At 38.3% G+C, this 24,135-nt stretch carries 25 protein-coding genes; 12 read left to right on the forward strand and 13 right to left on the reverse strand.

Annotation, left to right across the window (positions count from 1 at the left end):
* Positions 1 to 18: 18 nt before the first annotated feature.
* On the reverse strand, positions 19 to 852 hold the full coding sequence (locus RGU12_RS10875; RefSeq protein WP_309536104.1) for a basic amino acid ABC transporter substrate-binding protein: 834 nt from the start codon (positions 850 to 852) through the stop codon (positions 19 to 21).
* A 243-nt stretch (positions 853 to 1,095) separates the two neighbouring features.
* Between RGU12_RS10875 and RGU12_RS10880 the strand changes: the two genes are divergently transcribed.
* From RGU12_RS10880 to RGU12_RS10890, 3 genes are all read left to right on the forward strand, one after another.
* The gene (locus tag RGU12_RS10880; RefSeq protein ID WP_309536105.1) at positions 1,096 to 2,013 is read left to right on the forward strand and encodes an ABC transporter permease subunit; all 918 of its coding nucleotides are present in this window, start codon (positions 1,096 to 1,098) and stop codon (positions 2,011 to 2,013) included.
* Positions 2,014 to 2,027: 14 nt separating this feature from the next.
* A complete protein-coding gene (locus RGU12_RS10885) occupies positions 2,028 to 2,924 on the forward strand; it encodes an ABC transporter permease (protein WP_309536106.1) in 897 nt (298 codons plus the stop codon).
* Between the two features lie 76 nt (positions 2,925 to 3,000).
* Positions 3,001 to 3,345: an ASCH domain-containing protein gene (locus RGU12_RS10890; protein WP_309536107.1), complete on the forward strand. Its 345-nt coding sequence runs from the start codon at positions 3,001 to 3,003 to the stop codon at positions 3,343 to 3,345.
* Positions 3,346 to 3,389: 44 nt separating this feature from the next.
* On the opposite strand, the gene RGU12_RS10895 is transcribed toward RGU12_RS10890, so the two are convergent.
* Positions 3,390 to 3,815 (reverse strand): YbaN family protein, encoded by a 426-nt coding sequence (locus RGU12_RS10895; protein ID WP_309536108.1) that lies wholly within the window; start codon positions 3,813 to 3,815, stop codon positions 3,390 to 3,392.
* 186 nt (positions 3,816 to 4,001) lie between these two features.
* Here RGU12_RS10895 and RGU12_RS10900 point away from each other — a divergent pair, with 186 nt between their 5' ends.
* Positions 4,002 to 4,457 (forward strand): DUF2269 family protein, encoded by a 456-nt coding sequence (locus tag RGU12_RS10900; protein WP_309536109.1) that lies wholly within the window; start codon positions 4,002 to 4,004, stop codon positions 4,455 to 4,457.
* Between the two features lie 27 nt (positions 4,458 to 4,484).
* Here the strand turns inward: RGU12_RS10900 and RGU12_RS10905 are convergent, their stop codons facing one another.
* Positions 4,485 to 4,763 carry a hypothetical protein gene (locus RGU12_RS10905; RefSeq protein ID WP_309536110.1) on the reverse strand — a complete coding sequence of 93 codons (279 nt, stop codon included), beginning with the start codon at positions 4,761 to 4,763 and terminating at the stop codon, positions 4,485 to 4,487.
* Between the two features lie 203 nt (positions 4,764 to 4,966).
* On the opposite strand from RGU12_RS10905, the gene RGU12_RS10910 reads away from it, so the two are divergent.
* Positions 4,967 to 5,140, forward strand: a complete 174-nt coding sequence (locus RGU12_RS10910; protein WP_309536111.1) for a hypothetical protein — start codon at positions 4,967 to 4,969, stop codon at positions 5,138 to 5,140.
* Positions 5,141 to 5,305: 165 nt separating this feature from the next.
* On the opposite strand, the gene scpC is transcribed toward RGU12_RS10910, so the two are convergent.
* Both scpC and RGU12_RS10920 read right to left on the reverse strand, forming a co-directional pair.
* Positions 5,306 to 6,817, reverse strand: a complete 1,512-nt coding sequence (scpC, locus tag RGU12_RS10915; RefSeq protein WP_309536112.1) for a succinyl-CoA:acetate CoA-transferase ScpC — start codon at positions 6,815 to 6,817, stop codon at positions 5,306 to 5,308.
* 150 nt (positions 6,818 to 6,967) lie between these two features.
* The gene (locus RGU12_RS10920) at positions 6,968 to 7,612 is read right to left on the reverse strand and encodes a LytTR family DNA-binding domain-containing protein (RefSeq protein ID WP_309536113.1); all 645 of its coding nucleotides are present in this window, start codon (positions 7,610 to 7,612) and stop codon (positions 6,968 to 6,970) included.
* A gap of 163 nt (positions 7,613 to 7,775) precedes the next feature.
* Here RGU12_RS10920 and RGU12_RS10925 point away from each other — a divergent pair, with 163 nt between their 5' ends.
* Positions 7,776 to 8,252: a DinB family protein gene (locus RGU12_RS10925; protein ID WP_309536114.1), complete on the forward strand. Its 477-nt coding sequence runs from the start codon at positions 7,776 to 7,778 to the stop codon at positions 8,250 to 8,252.
* A 290-nt stretch (positions 8,253 to 8,542) separates the two neighbouring features.
* Here RGU12_RS10925 and RGU12_RS10930 read toward each other — a convergent pair whose 3' ends face one another.
* Entirely contained in the window at positions 8,543 to 9,760 is a 1,218-nt protein-coding gene (locus RGU12_RS10930) for an IS110 family RNA-guided transposase (RefSeq protein WP_309536115.1), read from the reverse strand.
* Positions 9,761 to 10,133: 373 nt separating this feature from the next.
* Complete coding sequence (locus RGU12_RS10935) at positions 10,134 to 11,195, reverse strand: AbrB family transcriptional regulator (protein ID WP_309536116.1); 1,062 nt, start codon at positions 11,193 to 11,195, stop codon at positions 10,134 to 10,136.
* A 94-nt stretch (positions 11,196 to 11,289) separates the two neighbouring features.
* Between RGU12_RS10935 and RGU12_RS10940 the strand changes: the two genes are divergently transcribed.
* From RGU12_RS10940 to RGU12_RS10950, 3 genes are all read left to right on the forward strand, one after another.
* Entirely contained in the window at positions 11,290 to 11,709 is a 420-nt protein-coding gene (locus tag RGU12_RS10940; RefSeq protein ID WP_309536117.1) for an acyl-CoA thioesterase, read from the forward strand.
* A gap of 369 nt (positions 11,710 to 12,078) precedes the next feature.
* The gene (locus RGU12_RS10945; RefSeq protein ID WP_309536118.1) at positions 12,079 to 13,227 is read left to right on the forward strand and encodes a coiled-coil domain-containing protein; all 1,149 of its coding nucleotides are present in this window, start codon (positions 12,079 to 12,081) and stop codon (positions 13,225 to 13,227) included.
* Positions 13,228 to 13,371: 144 nt separating this feature from the next.
* Positions 13,372 to 14,529 (forward strand): MFS transporter, encoded by a 1,158-nt coding sequence (locus RGU12_RS10950; RefSeq protein WP_309536119.1) that lies wholly within the window; start codon positions 13,372 to 13,374, stop codon positions 14,527 to 14,529.
* 71 nt (positions 14,530 to 14,600) lie between these two features.
* Here RGU12_RS10950 and RGU12_RS10955 read toward each other — a convergent pair whose 3' ends face one another.
* On the reverse strand, positions 14,601 to 15,530 hold the full coding sequence (locus RGU12_RS10955; protein ID WP_309536120.1) for an ATP-grasp domain-containing protein: 930 nt from the start codon (positions 15,528 to 15,530) through the stop codon (positions 14,601 to 14,603).
* A gap of 189 nt (positions 15,531 to 15,719) precedes the next feature.
* On the opposite strand from RGU12_RS10955, the gene RGU12_RS10960 reads away from it, so the two are divergent.
* Complete coding sequence (locus tag RGU12_RS10960; RefSeq protein WP_309536121.1) at positions 15,720 to 17,102, forward strand: Glu/Leu/Phe/Val family dehydrogenase; 1,383 nt, start codon at positions 15,720 to 15,722, stop codon at positions 17,100 to 17,102.
* Positions 17,103 to 17,243: 141 nt separating this feature from the next.
* On the opposite strand, the gene RGU12_RS10965 is transcribed toward RGU12_RS10960, so the two are convergent.
* Positions 17,244 to 18,947: a DUF2207 domain-containing protein gene (locus RGU12_RS10965; protein ID WP_309536122.1), complete on the reverse strand. Its 1,704-nt coding sequence runs from the start codon at positions 18,945 to 18,947 to the stop codon at positions 17,244 to 17,246.
* A gap of 95 nt (positions 18,948 to 19,042) precedes the next feature.
* Here RGU12_RS10965 and RGU12_RS10970 point away from each other — a divergent pair, with 95 nt between their 5' ends.
* Positions 19,043 to 19,831 (forward strand): HAD family hydrolase, encoded by a 789-nt coding sequence (locus tag RGU12_RS10970; protein WP_309536123.1) that lies wholly within the window; start codon positions 19,043 to 19,045, stop codon positions 19,829 to 19,831.
* Positions 19,832 to 19,859: 28 nt separating this feature from the next.
* Here RGU12_RS10970 and RGU12_RS10975 read toward each other — a convergent pair whose 3' ends face one another.
* Positions 19,860 to 20,189 (reverse strand): hypothetical protein, encoded by a 330-nt coding sequence (locus RGU12_RS10975; protein WP_309536124.1) that lies wholly within the window; start codon positions 20,187 to 20,189, stop codon positions 19,860 to 19,862.
* Between the two features lie 343 nt (positions 20,190 to 20,532).
* Positions 20,533 to 21,045 carry a YbaK/EbsC family protein gene (locus RGU12_RS10980; protein ID WP_309536125.1) on the reverse strand — a complete coding sequence of 171 codons (513 nt, stop codon included), beginning with the start codon at positions 21,043 to 21,045 and terminating at the stop codon, positions 20,533 to 20,535.
* A 285-nt stretch (positions 21,046 to 21,330) separates the two neighbouring features.
* Between RGU12_RS10980 and RGU12_RS10985 the strand changes: the two genes are divergently transcribed.
* Positions 21,331 to 22,317 carry a GGDEF domain-containing protein gene (locus tag RGU12_RS10985; RefSeq protein ID WP_309536126.1) on the forward strand — a complete coding sequence of 329 codons (987 nt, stop codon included), beginning with the start codon at positions 21,331 to 21,333 and terminating at the stop codon, positions 22,315 to 22,317.
* Positions 22,318 to 22,332: 15 nt separating this feature from the next.
* Here the strand turns inward: RGU12_RS10985 and RGU12_RS10990 are convergent, their stop codons facing one another.
* Positions 22,333 to 23,205, reverse strand: coding sequence for an EAL domain-containing protein (locus RGU12_RS10990; protein WP_309536127.1), 873 nt, complete (start codon positions 23,203 to 23,205; stop codon positions 22,333 to 22,335).
* A 132-nt stretch (positions 23,206 to 23,337) separates the two neighbouring features.
* A complete protein-coding gene (locus tag RGU12_RS10995) occupies positions 23,338 to 24,045 on the reverse strand; it encodes a YwmB family TATA-box binding protein (RefSeq protein ID WP_309536128.1) in 708 nt (235 codons plus the stop codon).
* Between the last annotated feature and the right edge of the window lie 90 nt (positions 24,046 to 24,135).

The following is a 24,135-nucleotide window of genomic DNA, read 5'->3' on the forward strand; positions in this document are numbered from 1 at the left end:
TACGCAATTTTGTTCTCCTTATTTTGACGCTTCTTGTTCTGCCTTAAGAGCTTCTAAATCTGGCTCTGTACCAAACCATTCTTTATAAATTTCTGTGTATTTTCCGCTTTCGATAACTGCTTCAATTGCCTTATCAAAATCGGCTTTTAAGTCGTCACTGCCCTTAGGGAACATCATTCCATAAAACTCCGCATCAAACGTATCTTTGTCTCCAACAACCTTTAGGTTTTTGTCTGGGTTTTGCGCGGCATAGTATTCAATAACACCGTTATCGGCTACAACCGCATCCGCACCACCGCTATCAAGCTCAAGGATGGCAAGGTTATTATTTTCAAAAGCTTTAATATCAGGGTGCTTTTCACCTAATACCTTTTCAACCGCAAAATGACCAGTTGTAGAAGCTTGAACCGCTACCTTTTTCCCCTTTAGATCTTCAGCCGTTTTGATGTCGCTATCTTCTGGAATCATGATTTTGTTTGTTGATAAGAAGAAGGGTATCGTAAATAGATATTCCTTTTCACGGTCTTCAGTAATTGAAATGGATGATATTGCCATGTCATAGGATCCTTTGTTTAATTCAACGAAAATGGGATCCCAACCAGTATGTTTGATATCGAGTTCGTAACCTGCTTCCTCAGCTACAGCTTTTAGAACATCGATCTCAAAACCAACAATTTTGTCCCCCTCCATGAACTCGAATGGAGCATAGGCCGCATCTGTCATGACCTTAAGTGTTTTTTTACCTGCGTCTTCTCCATCTTTTTCTCCGCCTGTCCCACTCGTATCACTCGTTCCACAGGCTGCTAAGAACAGAAAAACAAGCAGGATCGAAAAAACCGTTACTTTTTTCACGTATGTAACCCCTTTCTATTTTTATAAAATTTAAACAATTCGTTTTTTTACTATATTAGCACATTGATAGTCTAAAAGAAACATTGAATTGACAATTCCCCACTATCTATGCCTTACTCCTTACATTTTATGAACCTCAAGCAGGACGTTAGAACTAAACCAATCGACAAAAATCGGGTGACATAGGCTTGAATTTCGAATATATTTAGAATAGTAGGTATTTTCGAAAAGAGAGGTGTTATTGTGGGGGTTGTCAAGGAGTTCGGGAAGATTTTTGCGATCTATTTGTGCGTGTTCTTATGTGTATTCTTATTTGTTCTTTTCCCTCGCGAACCGAGTATTGAAATGGAAGGTAAAGCGATGACAGTTGTGTATTCCTATCATTTTAATTTGAAGGAATACGCTACAAATGTAGGTACGTTTTTAAAGAATGTATATGAGAATAAGAGTCTTGGAGGCACGAAGTTTGCGACTTTATCAGCCGAGGATGAAATCGCGAAATTTTTCCCAAGAAGCCTCAAGATTATCTTGATTGGATATATTCTTAGCATTGTGTTCGGGGTATTAAAGGGGATTCTGGATTACCGGTTTACGAATACGAAAAAAAGCTTTTTAGGAAGTGGCGCCACCTGGTTTTTATCGGGGGTACCTGACTTTTTTATCACCATCTGTTTAAGCTATTTTATTCTATTATATATTCCTGATTTTAGCATCATGGGTACGGAGGCATGGTGGAAGTTTATTGCACCTAGTATTCTTATCTCCATTGCGCCAATGCTGTATGTTGCGAGAATAACATCTGTTTCCCTGCTTACCCAGGATCGCGAACCATATATTCAGGTAGCATTCGCTAAAGGCTTTACAAAAAATAGAGTTCTCCTTAACCATATGATGAGATCATGTTTCATCACGGTTTCAAGTCATCTGCAATCGATTATGGTGTTTGTTCTATCAAACTTATTGGTTGTCGAATATTTACTAGGTTATCAGGGCGCAGCTTATCGGTTGTTTACTGCAATTGGCTACACAAATTTTATCCCACCAGGTGGCGGGGCCGATGAACGTGGTTTAATCATTGGGATTTGTATAAGCTTTCTTATGCTGGTGATGGTTGCCCATATTATTAGTCAAGTCATCAAAATGAGATTGGATCCGAAATAAGGGGGTGTCCTAAGTTGAATCGAAATTGGTTTTTAATCACTGGCTTAATTATGTTAGGTATCTTACTTCTTGTTACGTTTGTGGGACCTCATTTTCCATATGTTAAAGAAGGTATTGAAGAGGGCAGAATTCGTTTCTTAGATGGTGGAAAGAACTTGCTTAAAGCACCATTTACCCCTGAGCAGCAGCCTCCTTTTGGGTCAGACCATGAAGGAAGAGACTTGTTAAGTGTTTTAATTGTTGGCGCAAAGGACACGTTGAAAATTATTATAGGAATTGTTGTCCTTCGCTACCTGATTGCAATCCCGCTTGGGTTACTTGCTACCAGAAAAAACAATCCGATTTCCTGGATTGTTACAACTTGGAATAATGTCTTTTCAAGTATTCCAATCATTTTTTCTGCGTTGCTTTTATTAGCCATACCAGCACTAGTTATGAACGATAACAGGTTATGGTGGTCGGTTTTACTTTTAGCATTAATTGAGGTTGGAAAAGTAAGTCATATCATTCGTGAGGAAACACAACGAATTGTAAGAAAACCTTATATTGAGGCTGGAATTACCGTTGGAATCTCCCCGCTCAGACTTGCTTTAGGGAATATTTTACCGAATACATATCCAGCAATCATGGTTAATTTCTTTATTGATATCGGAAGAACCTGCTTATTAATTGCGCAGCTTGGCATTTTTGGCGTGTTCCTCTCCCAAGTGTTTGTTCAAACGAATTATGGTGTTGGGGAAATGATTAACACAAGTCTAAATTGGCCAACCTTACTCGGGCAAGCTAAAAAAGACATGCTCAGTTCCATTTGGATTCCATTTTGGACATGTATAGCAATCTCCTTTACAATGTTTACATTCACCATATTAGGGGAAGGCTTAAGAAGGTATTTTGACCGAAAGACAGCCTAATTGACACACTGTTATAATGAAAGGTGAATGGTAAAAAAATCATTCGTTCATAACGTGAATCGAAAGGAGCTAGGAAATGACTACATCTAATAACGAACTACCAGCTAAAACATGTTCGATTGACCGCCTAGTCACAATGGAATCTGACATCAAAAAGGTTCTTGAGGGTAAAAAAACAGCTACACGTAGAAATGGCAGATATGCCGATGTTGGGGAAATTATGACCCTTGAAGGTCAATCATTTAGAATTGACCACGTATACGAGCAATCCCTTGGAGAGCTCACAGATGAGGACGCAAAAAGAGAAGGCTTCAATACGGTTGATGAATATAAAGAATCGATTCTATCATACCATCCGGGGATGCCATGGCTTCCTCAGATGAAAGTGTGGGTCCATGAGTTTAGCAAGCTAGAGGATTAACAAAAAACCCTTGTCATCGCTATGATCGACAAGGGTTTTAACGTTTATTTATGGCTTGTTTTTTCAACAAGTCCCTGTTCATGTATCGTACTTATTTCTGGTGCCACAGTTTTTATTTTTGTGATGAAGTAGTAGTATTTATAAATAACAACCGCGACTAACAGTAGTTTTACAGCAATGCTATCAAGAATTATAAATGGAACTGCAATCATCGCATCTGCAGTTAATAGAATCGTTAACTTCTGTCGTAGCGTCATTTCACGTCGCTTCACAAAGCCTTCTAAATACTTTTTATATAAACCAGTGCTTTTAAACCAACGATCAAAACGGTCCGATCCCTTTACAAAAAAGAAGGAAGCAAGCAGTAACAGGGGCGTTGTTGGGATGAGTGGCAACACAATGCCTACTGCTCCAAGACCCAAAAAAAGAAAACCTAAGACAATATATAAAAATTTTTTGATTTTGTTCATCAATATTGCCCCCCTTTCTTTACCTTCTAAAATCTTTTTCTATTATATCACGTATTTCTTACTGGAAACCCACTGTCACAAAATAGTAAGATAATGATTGGAGAATTGTGAGGTACATCACTTGTTTTTTTTAGTAAAGTGCTATCATTAGTAGTGAAATATGTTGTGAATGGGGGTTTCCATCGAGTGGATGTCATTTATCAAGTACTTGTTTTCATACATATTTTTTCAGCCATCCTTGGAATGGGACCTGGCTTTATTTTAACAACCGTTGTGAAGTCGGGAGACACAATGACTGAACTTCGACACTCTTACGCAATCAGACATAGACTCCATATTTTTGTCATGATTGGAGGTATTCTCCTGCTTGTTACCGGTCTTTTAATGGGGGCTATCAATCCGTATTTATTTAAAATGGGGTGGTACGTAACAAGTTTACTGCTCTTTCTTGTTGCGTTGGCAATGGGGCCATTTGCTCTTACGCCTAAATCAAAGCCAGTAAAAGCGTTATTGGAATCACATCAAGGGGATGACATTCCTGCAGAATACTATCCTTTGGCAAAGGCTTTATTTAGAGTGGAGCATATTGAGAACACAATCTTTTTGATTGTCATAGCGTTAATGATTTTGAAGCCTTTTTAAAAAGTTAGTTACTAAATCCCCATCCATTCACTGGTGGGGATTTTCTTCGATTGTTTGTTTCTTTTTAAATGGGAATGATACTCCTTGTGTGAGTAAGCTTATGATAATGACGACTCCAACAAGTAAAGATATGATGATCCAAAAATTGATCCCGAAACCAACAAGCTTATAGGCACCTTCATAGTAATTTACGTCCGGACGATTGATATTGGATGATATGATTGCAGCGGTAATGTGTTTTGTGGCATATAAAAAGGCCGACACTGCAATGAAAAAGCAGCCAACAAATGCCTTGATTTGCTTCATTTTACCCCTCTTCCCTATTCACTTTTTGTTAATCGTATCATGATTGCAAATGATGGAACATATTACTTTTGACCTAGATTGTTAGGGGATGAAGAACTAGATATGTTTGGGGGCGGCTGAATCCTGGGCTTATCAGGCCTCGACTTAAGGGGCAGTATCATGACCGAATTCTTTTCATTGTTACTATGAAGGGGAAAAGGTGCGTGGAAACCGCGACAAATCCTTTTCAGCCGGTTGATGAAAAGGGAATTGAAGATAGAAACTCCTGCCCAATCCTCTTCATCACGTCAATGAACGGGATACTATGCATGAAACCTGCTCCTAATCCTCTTCATCACGGCAATGAACGGGATACGAAGCAAGGAATCACTGCCTAATCCTCTTCATCGGGTCGATGAACGGGAATTGAAGCAAGTAACTCCTGCCTAACCCTTTTCATCGCTTCATTGAAGGGAAATCGAAACAATGTCCCCATCCCAATCCTTTTCAACTTCCACCAAAAAAGCCGCATAAAGAATTTCTTCTTTATACGGCTACTAATTTCACGCTTCCACTAATTCCTTTTGCAGCATAGTGCCTGTTTGGGCAAAGTTTGTATGCCACGAGAATGCTTTTTCTAGTACGTGTGGAGTTTGACCGCCTCTGGTTAAAGCTTCTTGGTAATACTCTCGTAGCTGCTGTTTATACTTTGGATGTGCACAATTTTCGATTAGCAATTCTACACGTTCTCTTGGTGCAAGGCCCCGTAAATCTGCATATCCCTGCTCCGTAACGATGACATCCACATCATGCTCTGTATGGTCGACATGGGAAACGAATGGAACAATACTTGAAATCTTCCCACCTTTGGCAATAGACTTCGTCACAAAAATCGCTAGGCGAGCGTTTCGAGCAAAGTCACCAGACCCACCAATTCCGTTCATCATCTTTGTACCAAGCACATGTGTTGAATTCACGTTTCCGTAAATATCAAGTTCTAACGCTGTGTTAATGGAAATTAATCCGAGACGACGAATGATTTCAGGATGATTTGAAATCTCCTGAGGTCTCATAATCAATCGGTCACGATACTGGTCAAAGTTCGAAAATACCTTTTTCATTTTTTCTTCTGATAGAGTAATCGAACAGCAGGAAGCAAAGTTCACTTTGCCGGCATCCATTAAGTCAAATACCGCATCCTGTAATACCTCAGAATACACCTCTAAATCCGTAAACTCCGAATCAAGCATGCCGTGAAGAACCGCGTTTGCTACAGAGCCAATACCAGATTGTAAAGGTGCAAGCTTCTCAGTTAAACGTCCAGCTTCAACTTCTTTACGTAAAAATGTTAATAGATGCTGTGCCATGATTTCTGTTTCTTCATCAGGTGGTACGATTGTTGAAGGTGAATCAGTTTGCTCTGTAAAAACAATTCCTTTTATTTTTTCAACATCCACTTTAATTCCAGGTAAGCCAATTCGGTCGTCTGACTTTGTTAAAGGAATCGGCTCTCTCTCCCCTTGCTTACCAGGTGCATATAAATCATGAACTCCCTCGAGCTCTGGTGTTTGGGCAAGATTGATTTCAATGATAATTGATTTAGCATGCTGAGCAAAAGTTAATGAGTTTCCGATAGATGTTGTTGGAATGATTAAACCATCTTCTTTTATCGCAACCGCTTCCAATATTGCGATATCGACATCCATCACATTTGAACGTATTAATTCTGATGTATGTGATAAGTGTTGATCTACAAATAAGAAGTCCCCTTGGTTAATTCCCTTCCTCATTGTTGGATCAGCTTGGAACGGTAAACGCTTACCTAAAATTCCTGCTTCTGCAAATAATTTATCAACATCAGAGCCTAATGATGCTCCTGTATAAACATTGACTTTTAATGGTTCGGTCTCAGCACGTTTCACAAGTGCAAATGGAACCGCTTTCACATCACCCGCACGTGTAAAGCCACTAAGTCCTAACGTCATACCGTCCTCGATCCTTTCTGCCGCTTCTTCCGGTGTGACAACACGGTCATGCAGACGGGCATCATTAATACGATCTAGTTTGTTATTCATTTCTCCCATCCCCTTTATGAAATTGAATATTAAGATAATTTTACATGGAATTGCCATATGATTAGGGATTTCTGGAGTAAAGAACAATAAAATCCGATAAAAAAGAAGAACAAATCCCTAAAGCAGCAGATTTGTTCTTTTTCTAGAAAATTAGAACCCTAACAGTTTTCGAAAATAACTAGAATAGTTTTGACTGACTGGAACTCGTGTTCCATTGTTCATTTCTAGGACGAACGTCGAATGGGTATCAGGGTGAATTTCTTTTATTTGATTGACATTCACGATAAACGACCGGTGGCATCGGATAAAAGAGTCCTTTGGCAAAGTATATTCAAATTCCTGCAAGGAGTACTTATGTGTTCCGGAGAAGTCGATTGTGTATACATGGGTCTTCTTATCCTTCGCCTCCAGATACAGACATTCAGAAAATGGAATGGGAATCCAGCCATCCTGAGATTTCACGGTCACAACCGATTTTCCATCTGTTAAGGCTGGGTAGATTGCTGTGACACATCCCTCTAACTCATTACTGTGAAAAAAAGGTACAGCCATTCCATGATAAGGTATACCAAATACATCCCGATTAATAAATTCGGAAGCCTTTTGTTTAGAGGTAATCGCTTTATAGGCGATGGTCCCCTCTTTTACCTTATCACCTGGTTTTATTTTGAGATCAATACGTTTACTTGGTCGATAATAGACATATTCCTTTGTATTTGAAACCGCTATCGAAATTTCGTCTGAGAACAATTCCCCAATCACGTCTAAGAGTGAGCCAATTGTTATATCCTTCACCTTCAACATCCTTTGTCGTATAAATCTAGTATTTTATTCTATTTTACAGGTAATTGAAGGATTATACATCATCTTTACAAAAATTCATGTCAATGCGTTTAAAATGGTTTTTACATGTGCATGAAGTATAATGGTAGTAACCATATTTTTAGGAGGGATACATATGTACCATTCAATTGACGAATTTGTTCAAGATTGGCAATACGAAGGCGGAGCAACACAAAAAATTTTAGATGCTTTAACCGATGAATCCTTATCTCAAGCGGTTGCACCTGGACACCGTACATTAGGTGAACTTGCATGGCATGTTGTGACTTCACTCCATCATATTATTTCATTAACTGGACTCCAGTTTGAAGGTGCAAACGGTGAGGCAGTCCCAGCTTCAGCAAAAGAAATTGCAGATGGCTACCGAAAAACGAGTGAAAATTTTATTTCTGCGTTGAAAGATCAATGGAATGACGAAAGCTTAAAAGAAGTAGCGGATATCTTTGGTCAACAAATGCCAAAAGGGGCAACACTAAAAATGGTGAATACCCACCAAATTCACCACCGTGGACAAATGACAATCCTTATGCGTCAAGCAGAATTGAAGGTTCCTGGTGTTTATGGTCCTTCAAAAGAGGAATGGGGAGCTTAATTTATTCGCATGAAAGGAGCCATTTTGAGATGGCTCCTTTTTTCTATTCAAACCCTAATTTAGTTGACATAATATTTTTTAATCAAACGTTTGTTTAGCGTTCTATCCCTTGGTACACAAGGGTTTCAATTTTCAATCAAGCGTTTCTTACGTTTAGTCAAGTGGTCGTTCTAAAAAATTTTATAATATATATTGTTTTGATTGGGGGATTAAAAGAAGACATGACAAATAGACCTATCCATTTACATTTTTTTGAATAGGGATAGAATTGTGATACTATGTATGTATGACTATGATTTGGTGGCTAGCCGGTAATCATAGTTTAGGTTGTGAGTAACTAAAAAGAATATATTCTTTAATAGTTTATTCACACAAGCGATAGACGCAACTTTATGACATTTGTTGTAGGGTTGCGTTTTTAATTTGTCATAGTAATCAACAATGTGATTGTTGCCAATCCTGCGTAATTTAATCATATTTTGTATGATAATGAAAAGCAGTTTTCGTAAGTGCTTGTTCCCGCGTTTATTGATCTTATCCTTGTAAAAAGTCTTACCAGACTGATATCTACGAATATCAATACCTGCGTATGCATTAAGCTGTTTATTGTTATTAAATCTAGTAATATCACCAATCTCCGCCATCAGCCTTACGGCAGTGTTAGGACCTATCCCAGGAATGCTAAGAAGTATTTGGTACTCAAATCTCTTTTCAGCTAGAGTTATCATTTTATTTATACAGACTTCCTTCTGGTTCGCTAACTCCTGATACCTTCCGGCATATACTCTTACTTGCTCACATAATACATCATCTAAAGATACAGCTGGAAAGGACTTTTTTGCTGTTTCCAATAGTTCTATGGCTTTCTCTTCCGCCCTATTCTTAGAAATGTTTTTATTTGTATTTGCCATTATTTTATTTTTAATCACTGTCTTCGAGTGATTGAGTATTAAATCAGGATGTGGAAATAATTGTACGATATTTAAAAACAGCTCCGATTTAGCTTTGAATATTGTCTCAAGTTCAGGAAATGTTTCTTGTAGTACCTTATGCAATCTATTGCGAGTAACTGTTAATGCATCATCCAACTCACTATAAAAGCGAGAAAGGGATTTTAGTTGATCAAATACTTTATCTGATGAATGCTTTACCTTTCTTTCCGTATTAAAATGGGTAAGAGCCAGTTGATGTGCATCACTTTTGTCCGTTTTATGTATTCGCAATGCATCACACTGAATTTTAGCTTCTAGAGGATTTAATAAACAATAAGAATAATTGTTTTCTACCATAAACCGTTCGAGTGATCTAGAGTAAACGCCTGTTGATTCAAAAACAATGTCTGGGCTCTCCCCGTAGCCTTGAGTAATTTGGTCTATTTTATTTTTAATATTGATAAAACTAGGTCTATCATGTTGAATTTCACCCTCAAAAATACATTGTTTTAAAGGGTTATAGATTACCATATAATTTTTCCCCATACTTACATCAAATGCCATCACATGCTTCATAATAGAACCTCTCTTTCCAAATTTGAAGTCTTCATCTTACACTTATCGATTCCCATTTCTTATACACGATCTCAAGGATCCAACATACTTAAACCTGATTCAAATAAGGTAAGTGAAGAAGGCCAGTTTGTTATGACGGATTCAAAGATCCAAAACGCTTGTCGACCTATTCTTCACTTCTACTATATAAAAAAATAGTAGTGCGAACCAATGCCTTGGTCTGCACTACTAATCTTAGTATGTTTGTTTGAATTTTTGCTTACAAAAAAATGGAGTTGGAGCATTTTTTAATCAAACGCTTGTTTAAAGTGCGCCCCTTGATATGTAAGGGATACATACTTCAATTAAACGTTTGTTTGAATCCCTGTTTTCATCATGCGGCAGCTTTTTCCTTCCTAGTAAACATCCATTTTAAAAAGCTTGGAACAAGTAATATGATGAATAATAGACGGATGAGTTGTAGTGAACTTACGACAGCTGGATCTGCTCCTATTGCTGTAGCCGTTAATACCATCTCTACTAACCCTCCTGGCGCCAAACTTAGGAGTGCTGTTGGTAAATCCAAGTCTGAGAAAATAGCAAAAATATAACCTAATCCAAATGATATTGCTAGCAAAAACACTGTGAGTACAAAGTAAACTCCACAATATCTTCCACCAATCTTTAAATCTCTCAAATTGATATTATTCCCCATCCTCATCCCAACCGTAATTTGGGCAAGAATCAAAAACCATGGTGGGATACTTGGCAGACCTACTCCTGCGACACCAAGGATCGCCGTAACTGCAAGTGGGCCAATGACATAAGCAGCTGGTAACTTATCTCGAAGGAACCAACCTACCAATAGCGCTAATCCAAACCATAAATATGCGTAGAACGGAACACTGCTGATATTTTTTGTTACCTCATATGCATTTCCTGCCCCCGCAATGAACCAGTGGGTTACAATAAACGGAACCATAAATACGACCGTTAGCAAGCGCACCGTTTGAAATATGGTCACCATTGCGGAATTTGCTTTTAACGAATGGCTTGCCGCTACCATCTCTGAAAGTCCCCCAGGAATCGATCCGAAAACGCTTGTCATCGGGTCAATTTTAATAAAACGCGTCACAAAAATACTATTTAGAACGCTAACTGTTAGGAGCAAAATGGTCGTGAATAAAAACGGGATGATATAAGGATATACGATAATAAAGGTTTCCTTCGTAAAGGATAATCCAAAGTAAATCCCTAGTGTTGCAAGTCCAACGTTATACAATCTTGTTGATACAACCATTTTTTGATGAGTTATCGCTTTGTATAAAATCATGAACGTCATTGGTCCGAGTATCCATGGGATTGGAAAATGTAATAAATAGAACAACATGCCTCCAACACTCGCAACTATATAAGACTGTAAAATCCCCTTCATCTGTGTAAAATTCATTTTCATGTACGACCTTTCTATGTTATCAGTCTTTTCTATCCATTATGCAGGAAAAGACGCTGCTTTGCAGAATATACTCATTAAAAAGGAGGTATCCCACATGGAAAATTTTAAATTCTCACATACCATTCGCGTCAGATATTCTGAAATCGATGGACAAAAAATTGTATTTAATGCGCATTATCTTACATATATCGATATCGGCTTTACTGAGTACATGCGTGAAATACTAAGTCCCGATTGGCTTACAAACCCTCAATCTTCACATTTTGAGCCGGTCCTTGTTAAAAGCACGATTGAGTACAAAAAACCAGCCTTGCTCGATGACTTAATAAAGGTGTATGTTCGTGTAAAAAAAGTAGGAAGTTCTAGCCTTACCCTCGAAACTTTTATTAAACGCGATGACGATATTCTAGTCGAATCGGAAACGGTACAGGTAAATTACAACAATGTTACAAAAAAGTCAGCACCTATTCCAAATGAAATAAAAAATAGAATCAAAGAGTTTGAAGGGATATAGGCATGAATTCAAGGCGCTAGTTGATCTATTATTTTTCAATCAAATGATTGTTTAGCGCCTTATCCAATCCCTTTTTTGCCCCCTTTTGCCATTCTATATAGGAATGATGTCCCTCTCACCCGACCAAAGTAGGAGAATCCCCACAGCAATCTATCAGTTAAAATTTCCTTTATTACAAATTTATTTCGACATTAAAAGTGAGGTTCCTTCATTACAATCCTTTATTCTATTGAGTTTTGAAATGTTACAATTTTAACAATATGTAACAATTTCGCGACAAATGGAGAAATTCATAGAAATATATGATAATATGGGATAGTAAAAACTACGTAATAGACTAAGTAGATTAGTAAGAAAGTAGGAATTATTTTGAAAAAGACACTCGTAACCTTAAGCGCCACTTTAATGATAAGTGCCTTTTCTCCATATGTGATGCAAACTAGTGCGAATACGATAAGTACCCTTCAAAGTGATCTTAGCGAAACACAAAATGCTTTGAAAGAATTAAACGCACAAATTGCAAAAGTTGACCAAGCAATCGAAGATAACCGTAAAATGATCGCTCAAACTGAAGAGGATATTAAAGAGTCTGAAGCACAAGTACATACTCTTCAAGCTGAGATTGACCAACTCGAAAAAGAAATTGAAGCACGTAATGAGATTCTTAAAGAGCGTGCTCGCATGATGCAGGAATCTGGTGGAACAATCAGCTACCTAGATGTTATTTTTGGTGCTCAAAACTTCTCAGATTTTATTAATCGTGTTAGTGCAGTCTCCACCATTATGCAGGCTGATCAAAAAATAATCGACGAACAAGCGGAAGCTATCAATCTAGTAAAAGAAAAACAAGATACCATTCAAGAAACGTTAACTTCTTTAAATAGTAAGAAAGAAGAATTGGTAGCCATGCAGGGTCAAATTGAAGACCAAAAAGCTCAAAACGATGCATTAAAGGCTTCCTTACAATCAAAAGAACAAAAAACATTAGCTGATATCGAAGACCTTCGTGCAAGTATGATTGCAGCTACACCTGCTGTTACTACTACACCAACTAATTCGACATCAACAGCATCATCTACACCAACTGCATCTGCTCCTGCGGTACCAACTTCAACACCAAAGGTAACAGGATCAATCAGTACCGTCATTAATGCGGGATATAAATACATCGGTAACTCCGTATATGTATTTGGTGGGGGAAGAAGTGCATACGACATTGCAAACGGTCGTTTTGACTGTTCAGGTTTCGTACACTGGGCGTTTGCCCAAGCTGGAGTAAGTGTTGGCGCTAGCACGGATTCACTGAAAAACCAAGGTACAGCCGTTTCAGTCAGTGACATGAAACCGGGTGACCTAGTATTCTTCAATACGTATAAAACGGATGGTCACGTTGGAATTTATATCGGTGGGGGTAAATTTATTGGATCTCAATCCTCTACAGGTGTTGCTATTGCTAATATGACTTCTGGATATTGGAAAAATACTTTTAACGGTCGTGTAAAACGTATAATGAACTAAACAAAATTAGACCGAATAAAGCATCTTCATTTTGAAGGTGCTTTTTTTGTTAACTTTTTTATAACTTCCCCCATCAACGACTCGCAAATTGTTTTCATTTAATTTATTATAGGAAGGTAAGCTATCATACTGGAGTGACATAATTTGGATACAAAAAAAGCGTTACCGATTCTTTTTGCCGTTATGTTTTTGGTTTATGTCGGGTTCGGAATCATTATTCCTGTTATCCCCTTTTATGCAGAAGACCTTGGTGCTTCACCAACTGAATTAGGTCTACTCATGGCTGTCTATTCCTTAATGCAATTCTTGTTTGCACCCATGTGGGGAAGAATTTCAGACCGGATTGGACGTAAGCCAGTTATCATGATTGGTATTTTTGGCCTTGCCGTTTCATTCTTTTTAATGGCCTTATCTACAGAGCTATGGATGTTGTTTGCAGCTAGAATCATCGGGGGCTTCCTTTCAGCCGCAAATATGCCAACCGTCATGGCGTATGCTGCCGATATTACATCTGAGGAAGACCGTGGCAAAGGAATGGGCGTCATTGGTGCATCGATTGGTCTTGGATTTATTTTTGGACCAGCGATTGGTGGCATTTTTTCAAAAACGGACTTACAAATGCCTTTTTATATAGCTGGAACCTTATCTTTAATAACTTTCTTCCTAGTGATGTTCGTTCTTAAAGAATCATTGTCAAAAGAGGAAAGGCACGAAACAGAGAGAAAAAGAACAAGTCTCTTAAAAGCACTCAACGGCCCGGAATCTGTTCTGTTTTTCCTTTCACTCTTTATCACATTATCTCTGTCAGGTCTTGAAGCCACCTTTGCCTATTTTGCTGCGGAAAAAGCTGGCTTAGGGACAACTGAACTCGGTTATATTTTTATGATTATGGGGCTCGCTGGAGCGATCGTACAAGGTGGGCTAGTTGGAAGATTGACCAAGCGCTTCGGTGAAGGCTTTGTCATCCAAATCGGGATATTCGTGTCTGCAATAGGTTTCTTCCTTATTTTATTCACGAAAAATTTCCTGACCGCCGCGATATTCCTGACAGTCTTCGGAGTTGGAAATGGCGTTATTCGCCCTGCAGTATCCGCATTATTAACGAAGCGTGTCAAGACTGGTCATGGAAGTGTTACAGGATTATTGTCTTCCTTCGATTCACTTGGAAGAATTCTCGGACCAATTCTAGGTGGCTTGCTCTACTCAGTCTCAGTTGGTTTACCTTATATCTCAGGGATATTCCTATCAGCCATCGCGTATATTTTATTTAAGATTTATACGGTAAAAACAAACAAAGGGTAGCATTAGAGCTACCCTTTGTTTGTCTTTAATTGAAAAATACCAAAGAACCAATGGAACCGTCCCTGTAGTCCTTACAGAGCTTCTCCTAGAAATTTTGCAAGTTCTAACATTCCGTATTTGCCTGCTTTGGCTTCAGCATCGGAGTTGTAGTTTGTGTTTGTGTTAACGTCATAGGTGTATATTTCACCGGCGGCATTTTTTATAAATTCAATTCCAGCTACATCGATTTTTACAGCTTTTAGAAAAGCTTCATAGTGCTTTATTAATTCTTGGTCAACGTCTTCTGTTATTTCAAACTTAGGACGAACTTCAACCTCTTCCCCAACTGGGCAAAACAGATCCCCAATTTGACATGCATCTGCTGGGCAAAGTTCAAACCCATCTGACGTATCAACCCGTACCGAATACACATATTTTCCACCAACAAACTCTGCTCTTGTAATATAGGACTCTGGTGATTGGATATATTCCTGAATAAGCGTAATTCCATCAACCGGCTCTTCGAATCCAGGACTGTTCACGTATGCTTTCAATGATTCCAGAGATTGAAATAATTGAACGCCAAGCCCCTTTCCTGCCCGATTATGTTTTGTGATAAAAGGTGTTGTCCCTAGTCTTTCGGCTGCCTCAATAATTTGTTCACGGCCGACTGCTCCGATTGTTTTCGGAGTGCGAATCCCATTTGCCTCAAGCGCTGTGTATTGTTTTATTTTACTAAGTTCTAATCGCAATGCATTACTTCCATTAAAAACCTTACGATTATGATATTCAAGCCAGTCTAATATCCCACCGGTTAACTCGGGAGCAAATCGGTGGTCCCTTGTATGTGAGGAGGCACTCATTCGATTGTAGAACACTCCCTCGGGTGGCTCGGACGTCAAATCAATAATCCCCTTATCAAGATGCCAAGCCTCGTATGGAAGTTGCAACTCATCTAAACGTTTTGTTAAATGAACAGTCCACTCATCATTTTCATGAATTATATATATTTTTTTAGACATAGTACGCCTCCTGAATCCCAATTAATCTTATATGTATTATCATATTTGAATACATAAAGAAGTGCAAACAAAAAGAAACTTGGATCGGTGGGACAGGTTCAGCGTCCCACCTAGATAAACATATGATGGGACATAGAACTTGTTCACATGTTACAATTTAATTGGAAACACTTTCAAGCATAGGGAGGAATGGAATTGAATAAAACAAAGCAAATCGTCCAAAAGTCTTTAGATGCATTAATGAAAGATGACACGTTTATTCCAGAGTTAACAGGAAAAACCCGGGAGCAAACTTTTACCTCATTAGCCTCCATACTTTCAACTCCAAATCATGTACATAAGTCTTTTTTAAGAATCCCGTTAGAAAATGGTCAAGTGGTTCGAATTCCAGCCTATCGCGTACAGCATAATAATGCATTAGGTCCTTACAAGGGTGGGATCCGATTCCACGAAACAGTCAATGAGGATGAAGTAATCAATCTTGCATCCCTAATGACATTAAAAAATGCACTTCATGATGTTCCTTTTGGTGGTGGAAAAGGCGGTCTTGTGGTCAATCCTAGAACGCTATCCGAAAAAGAACTTCATTTGATTTGTCAGAAATATGTTCGTTACTTTGCCGACAGTCTAGGTCCAGATAAAGATATCCCTGCACCAGATGTGGGTTCAGGCGAACGTGAGATGGACTGGATGATGGCCGAATATAAAAGTATACGACCTGGTACACCATATCGTGGTAGTTTTACCGGAAAAAGTGTCGTCAACGGTGGTTCTTTAGGAAGACGGGAAGCAACCGGGAAAGGTGTCTATTTTACCTTTCGTTATCTGTTTCACGATTTTCTTCAGAATCAAAAAAGCTTCCTTATTAAGTCTGATAATACCTTCGCTCAAACGGTAACGGAATTTGAAAATAAGTCGATGAACCTTGCTGTTCAGGGCTTTGGAAATGTGGGTTCAGTTGCGGCTTTAGAAGCGTATCAATGTTCTTATCTTCAGAATAAAGTTGTCGCAGTTAGTGACCGAAATGTTACTTTATTTAACAAGGAAGGTTTAAATATTCCAGCCCTCGTTACATTCACAAAAGGAAACAAGGGTGATCTTCCTGTATCAGACGAGGAGTTGACGATTGCTGGAGTAAAGGCAGAGATACTAGACAGAGAAGCCATCCTTTACCTGGACGTGGACGGTCTTATCCTAGCTGCGTTAGAGGATCAAATTCGTACGGACAATATGGTACAAATTAAAGCACCGATCATTGTAGAGGGTGCGAATGCTCCTATTACAAGTGATGCAGACGACTATTTAAGTGCAAAAGGTGTCCTCATTATTCCGGACATCCTTGCAAATGCAGGTGGGGTAATCGTGTCCTACTTGGAATGGCTGCAAGGCCGCGAAACCCAATTTTATTCAGAGGAAGAAGTTTTTAGTCAGCTGTTTAAGAAAATGAAAGGAACATTGGATTCTATTTTACCGGCATTCTTCGGTGATTCCTTCACATTACGACAAAATTGTTATATTCAATCTGTGATGAGACTTTCAACTGTATTGTATCGTCAGGGAAAATTGTATTAATGATAGTTAAAGCGGAAGCCTGCTTGGCCTCCGCTTTTTAATGTGATTATGAAGTTTTTTCCGATGCTATCAGTTTTGCTATATGTCCTTCATCTGGCAACATACAGGTGGTGATTAGACACCAGTTCTCACCCATCTCAATCAAAAGGCCCCTGATCCGCCTCCGCCACCACCTGCTCCACCGCCACTGCTACTACTAGAACTGCTACCAGTTCCAATGGATTCATTCGCAGATTCAAATTGAGCCGAGGCGTTTGGTCCGACATATCCAAAAGAATACACGGAATACGGGTAAAATCCTCCACTTTCGTAGCGGTACGGTTTATTAAGAGCGTATATCAGATCATCATTCTGCTTCATCATCCCTTTGTCTCCCATACCAAGCCCGTAAATATAGGCACGCATCTGGTCATCTTCTGACCATTTTTTCCACTCATCAGCTGACAATGCCTTATAGCTTTCTTTAAACATCAACCACTCATGAAAAATCCTAAGTCCTTCTCTATTCTTTGGGCGATAGGCAATCAAGTAAATAATGATTCCACCAAACAAAATCAATGTTAAGACAAACCATGAAAATAACTCATACATTGGGAACAAAAATAGAAATGGAACTAGTACAATGCTTAATAGGCCTAAAAATAATTTAAATTTAGACTTATCCTCATAGAGACGGTGCTCCTTCACTTCATTACGGACAGCTTCTCCCCATTTCATTTGGAAACTTGAGTAATTTCCAGAGTTCTTTTTGTTTTTTGAGTAGCTCTGGAGGTCTGAAAAGTCAAACACACCATTCCGACCTATTTTTTCAAATAACCACTCCGTTAAAATCTTTTCATGTGGCAAAGCCGTTTCCTTATTCATGAGTTGAAATTTTTCATCAGAAACCTGTCTCACCATCTTCTTCCTCACCAAGTCCAATAGAGCTGCTGCCATTGATTGCCCCTGTGGTAGATAGTTATGATTTGTAAAGACTATGGTTGCCGGTAAGCTCATCACCTGTTTTGAAAGTGCACCCGGATGTGCCATCTCCCGTTTTACTGCTGCAAGTTTTGCTTTTCCTTCAAATCGATTTCGAACAATTACCACTAAAAAGAGTAAAGTAAAAATCGGAACTAACACAATTGCAACCTTTGAGAGAGTTTCTTTCATCTCAGCTCGTTCTTGTGCTTTTATCATCAGTTCATTTTTATCATTTAAAATTTCCTCTTTCATCGGCTTATCAGAAGTAACCTCATTCGCTGCTGAAAATAATTCAACATCATAGGCAACGCGAATATCCCCATTTGTTTCACTTGGAACCTCTCCAAAGTGGAACACGACCGAGCCATCAGATTGAACCGATTCTGTTTGAAATGCCTCATCATATCCAAAAGCAATTACATCGCCCGTTGATTGAGGTGGGTGAACGGTAATGACTAAATTCTCATAGGTTGATTCATTCCTGTTATCAAAAAACGGCCAATAAAATTGTGCTACATCCTGATAAATTTCTACCCCACTCATAATCGTGTAGGTGAGTGTGACAGTAATCGTCTCATCCTTCCCCTTACGATGAATTTTATAGAGGTCATCATCCTTTTCAACCCGCAACTCTTTCCCATTTTCAGATGCGGAAAAGTCCTTTATCGAACTTCCCTTTTTCGGAATAACGGTTCGGGTAATCCCATTAAATTTCCCATCAAATTCGTATGTATGGGCTTCGGTTACATGAACAGTTCCATCCTCTTGGAGGAATGCATCCATTTTCACATCATTAATCCAATAATCGACTGCAAACCCTTGAATCGGAAAAATAAATATAAATACGACTAAAAAAATGAGGCCACTAATCTTTGCTCTCATGTCCGTCCCTCCTTCATACTTACTTATACGAATAAACTCGCAAACAGGTTTCAAACTAACCAACATGGTATACTATTACAAAAAGGAGAAAATAAATGCCTGATATAAAAATTGTATTTCTTGATATAGATGGAACGATTTTACGCCCAGACGATACAATCGAACAATCAACAAAAAATGCAGTTGCGCAGCTTAAAAATAAAGGGATCGAGGTATTTCTTGCAACCGGCAGACCCCTTCATGAAATTACGGATATTGGTGATGAACTTTCTATTTCATCCTATATCGCCTACAACGGGGCGTTTGCCGTGCATAATGAGGAGACACTCTTTAACGAACCTCTTCCACCTAGCTTAGTTGACAACCTATTAAAAACATCAAAGGAAAATAACTTTGATATTGTCCTGTACTCTAAAAATAAAAATATTTTCACTAGCATGGAATCAGAGATTGTAAAAGAGTTCATCAGGACTTTCCATCTAAAAAAGAATGCATTGTATGATGACGTAGACAAAGAAGACATTTTGGGTTCAACCATTATCACCACCCAGGAACATGCAGAAGTGAAATTCAAACATATCCCTGAAATTCATCTTTCTTCTGTAAACGTGGAAGGTATGAAAAACTGCCGTGATGTGATTCGTGAGAAGGTCAACAAAGGGGTTGCGGTTAAAGCCGTATTGAATGCCCTCCAGCTTTCAACTGAACATGCAGCAGCATTTGGAGATGGCATGAATGATAAAGAAATGCTATCAGCAGTTGGTTCCGGATTTGCAATGGGGAACGCTAATCCTAATTTGTTTTCCTATGCAAAATATAAAACTACAGACGTTGAGAATTCCGGTGTATTCAACGGATTAAAATCGATAGGGTTAGTGGAATAAGTAAAAGAGCTTGCATTCAAGCTCTTTTTCATTTAGTAATCGTATGGGAAGCGATGATATCTCCATCATCAATCACATCAAAAATTTCAAAAAATCGATAAGTAGGCTTTTCACTTGTATATTTTTGTAACACTTCTTCTAATTTAGGAGAAATTACCTTATGGGCTGCCTCAGCATCTTGCTTCGTATCCCAATAATTTACTACTCTATATTCACCAGAGGAATCATCAAAAAAATAGACATTCCCTCTAAATCCCATTAAACTTCTACTTTCTTTATCCAATTCTTTTGTTAGCCTCTCTGCGATTAGTCTCTGTCCAGTTCCTAATGTATATTGAACCAACCTTGCATGAAACATCTGTAACCCTCCTATATTTTTATTCTATCTGGGCTTACATAGCAGAATATGTTAGATGGGTTAGATTTGTTCCAATCAAACTTTGCATGTGTTCGATATTCAATTCAAGCTTTCCTGGGGAACGGATTGGGACACATAGGCGGGTTGAGCGAGATGAAGAGGATTTCTTAAGATCTACCGACACGGTTTCCTCTTCATACCCTCGATGAAGAGGATTTCCAAGGTCTCACCGGTACGGTTTCCTCTTCATAGCCTAGCCGAAGATCATTTCTCAGGATCCAGGGACAAGTTCAATTGCCCCAGTAAAATATGGTGGGACGACGGACCTGGCCCTCTGACCCACTTATTCGTTATGTACCGCTACTTTATCCTTTGCATCTTCCGTTTGCCATCCTTTGCACACGTCTACCCATTCCTTTGCTTCCGCATACTGGAATAGCTCATTACATGTTAATTCAATTGCTGAGTTGATGCTGCCACATGCAGGAAACACGGTTGTAAAACGTTTCAAAGACTCATCTAGATACACGTCAAGATCGTTTGCAAGTCCAAACGGGCATACACCACCAATTACATGTCCAGTTTGCTCGACCACTTCGTCTGCAGACAACATTCTAGCCTTGAATCCAAAGGTATGACGGAATTTTTTATTATCAATCTTTGCATCACCCGCTGCGACGACTAAGATGGCTGTATCTCCCTCTCCGCGAAAAGATAAGGTTTTCGCAATCCTCTCAGGAGCAACACCGATTGTTTCAGCAGCCTGATCAACTGTTGCACTGACTGTTTCGAACTCCATAACATCCTTTTCACGGTTCCATTTTTTAAAATGCTCTTTTACACTCTCAAGTGACATTACGTTCATCCTTTCTTCGAAGTTTATTCATTCTATTAATTTAACACAAGATTTAAAAAAGTCATAAAAAAGTACTCATACCTTCACTTGTAAACAAGTCCGTACAAACTTTATTTTTATTTACAACTATTTGAAAATTAATACACTATTTACAAAACATTAACGTTGTTACATTAAATTATTAATAGGAGACTGATAATCTAATTATAGGTAATTGGTATTATTTCTCTATTCCTATTAAAATTAGCAACTAGAAAAATAATAGTATAGGAGATGGACTGTTAAATGGACATTGTGATTGGAGAAATTGCGAAAGAAAGTTTCATAGTGTCTCCTTCAACAAAATGTGAGGAAGTTTATACGATATTCGAAAAAGAGACTGCTATCGAGGGAATCGTCGTTTGCTCGGATCAAAAACCGGTAGGGCTGGTAATGAAAACTCACTTTTTTCAAAGGCTCTCCACCAAATATGGATTTGACCTCTTTATGAAACGAACGATTGATTTAGTCATGGATCAAGAAATTTTAATAGTGGATTATCATTTGTCTTTAACAGAAGTAAGTTCTCTGGCAATGAATCGAAAATTGGAGCATTTATATGATGTCGTCATTGTAACAAAGGAAGACGCCTTATTTGGAACCGTTAGTATTCGTGAACTCATTATGAAACTTGCGGAAATTCAGATTAGAAATGCACGTTACTCTAACCCATTAACCGGATTACCCGGTAACAATGTGATCAAAGAAACATTAAAAGAGGTCCTAACCTATAAAAGATTTAGTGTGTTATATATCGATATTGATTCCTTTAAAGCCTTCAACGATACATACGGATTTTCAAAGGGTGACGAATTAATCAAAGAAACAGCAATGATTCTTACCGATGCTGTCATGACCACTGAAAATGAGCCCTCCTTTATTGGACATATTGGTGGAGACGATTTTATTGCAACTATACCACATCATCACTATCAGTCCATTTGTGAAAGCATTATTGATCAGTTTACTGACTCATTAAAGATTTTCTATACACAAGAGGATCTTATAAAAGGATATGTATCTGGTGTAAGTAGGCAAGGTGTCTTCGAAAAATTACCATTGGCAAGTATCTCAATTGCAGTCATTCAAAACAGCAAACGGCCCATTACATCCCTCGAACAATTAAGCTTAGAATCAGCAAAAGTAAAAAGCTACTGCAAAACAACAAAAAATAGCATCTATCTTACCTTAGACGATTATGAAGAACAAACAAAAGAGAAGACTCTTTTCTAAACAAGGGGTCTTCTCTTATAGTGTTAGCGCTAATTGATGATGCTTACTTACTTTAGGCATGCTTCCTTGTTGCAGTTCTGGCATTGGTCTGCCAAGTGCGTACCCCTGTCCAAAATGGACGCCCAGATTTTGCAAAAATTCAAGTTCATCATCCGTTTCAATGCCTTCGGCGATCAATTTTGTTCCTACCTGCAATGCATATTTTACCAATAACCTTACTAAGTGCTGGTTTTCTCGGTGACAGTGAATATTTCGTATAAGTGACTTATCAAGCTTAATAAATTCAGGCTTAAGGTATACAAGGGTCTGTAAGCTGTTATATCCAGTCCCCGCATCATCAACCGCGATTCGAAAGCCTTGCTGTCGATAATGCTCAATCAATTCTTTAAATTGATGATAATTTTTGACCGATTGTTTTTCTGTTAACTCAAGTACAATTTGATTTGGGGAAAGGTTATGCTTTTCAAGCAATTCCATCGTGATTCCACTCCGCCAACATGGGTCTGCCAATACCTGTGTTTGGATATTAAGAAACACAAGTGGATTCCTACACTCATTTTGTTTTTTTATCTGTTCAGCAAATCGTTCAATTGAAAGATTGCGTAAGAACTGTTCTACCATAACCACATAAGAGCTTTCCCCTACATAGTCATAAAAGGTTTCAGTTGTTGGAAAATGTACGGTACTTTCAGGTCTGTTCAATACTTCAAAGCCTTCAGTAGAGCCTTCCTTAAGTGAGAGGATAGGTTGAAACATGGTTGTTACTTTTGACTTATGCATGAGAACCTTAAGTTCTTCTTCCCGTTTGTATTCTTGGTATAATGTGGCCCTTTTGTTTTTTAAAAAAGCAAGAAAGTGTATAAAGTTGCGTAAATGATTTGTCTCCATGGGCTCCTACCTTTGTACATAATTAACAATGATGTCTATTTATTATTATAAAGTCTTCACTTTCATTGGAACGATAAGATTATGTAAAGTTTTCGTAAAGAAAAAAGGGCTTGGAATTCCAAGCCCTCAATTTTAATATTCCGTTGTAATAATCGGTGTTCCAATTGTCACATCGATTTCTTCATTCTCTATGTCTGCTCTAAGACCAACCTGCAGGTTAATTTTTTCTTGTTTCGCCGTCATTAACTCCGATTTAAAAACTTTCGAATAGGCTGTTACAGAAACAAAAGCATCTTCCTGAAGCTGTTCTACCACTTTTGCCTGTGCATCTTCAACGATTTTTTCCGCAACCAAGCTTAATTTGTTTTTAGAAGACATTACACCTGATATGGAATAAAAAGTTTTTCTGTCCTCGAAGGTTTCGCTAACCCAGTTTATTTGCTCTGGAGTGAGCTTCTTACCATTCGCTTCATTGGTAACCGCAATCTCGTATTTTCCGCCTGATTTATACCCTTTTAGCTTAATCGACTCAATAATTCCGTGTTCATTTTCTTTTTTCCCCTGCCATACATAATGACTATTGTCTTCTTTAAGAACATTTTTCCAGCTATATGAATCATGACTATTCATGAATTGGTCAATTTGATGTTGCATATCCTTTAGATCATTTGCTTGTCCGATCTTGCCACGTGATAATGCCATCCATGATGAAATTTCAACGTTATTTTTGTCCGCGAGTTCTTTTATATCTCCAAGATCATTTCCTTGAGTAGCTTCATTATTTGGAAAAAAAACAGCTAGTATTCCAAACGATAGGATTATTGCAATTGTCATCTTCATCCGTCTCTCACCTCTTTAAGAAGGATAGCCAAGGTTTTTCATATCTATACCTCAAAACTATCATTCTTGTAAAATACGGATGACCCCCCT

Source organism: Ferdinandcohnia sp. QZ13, assembly GCF_031324165.1.
In the GTDB taxonomy this organism is placed as follows: domain Bacteria; phylum Bacillota; class Bacilli; order Bacillales; family Bacillaceae_L; genus Ferdinandcohnia.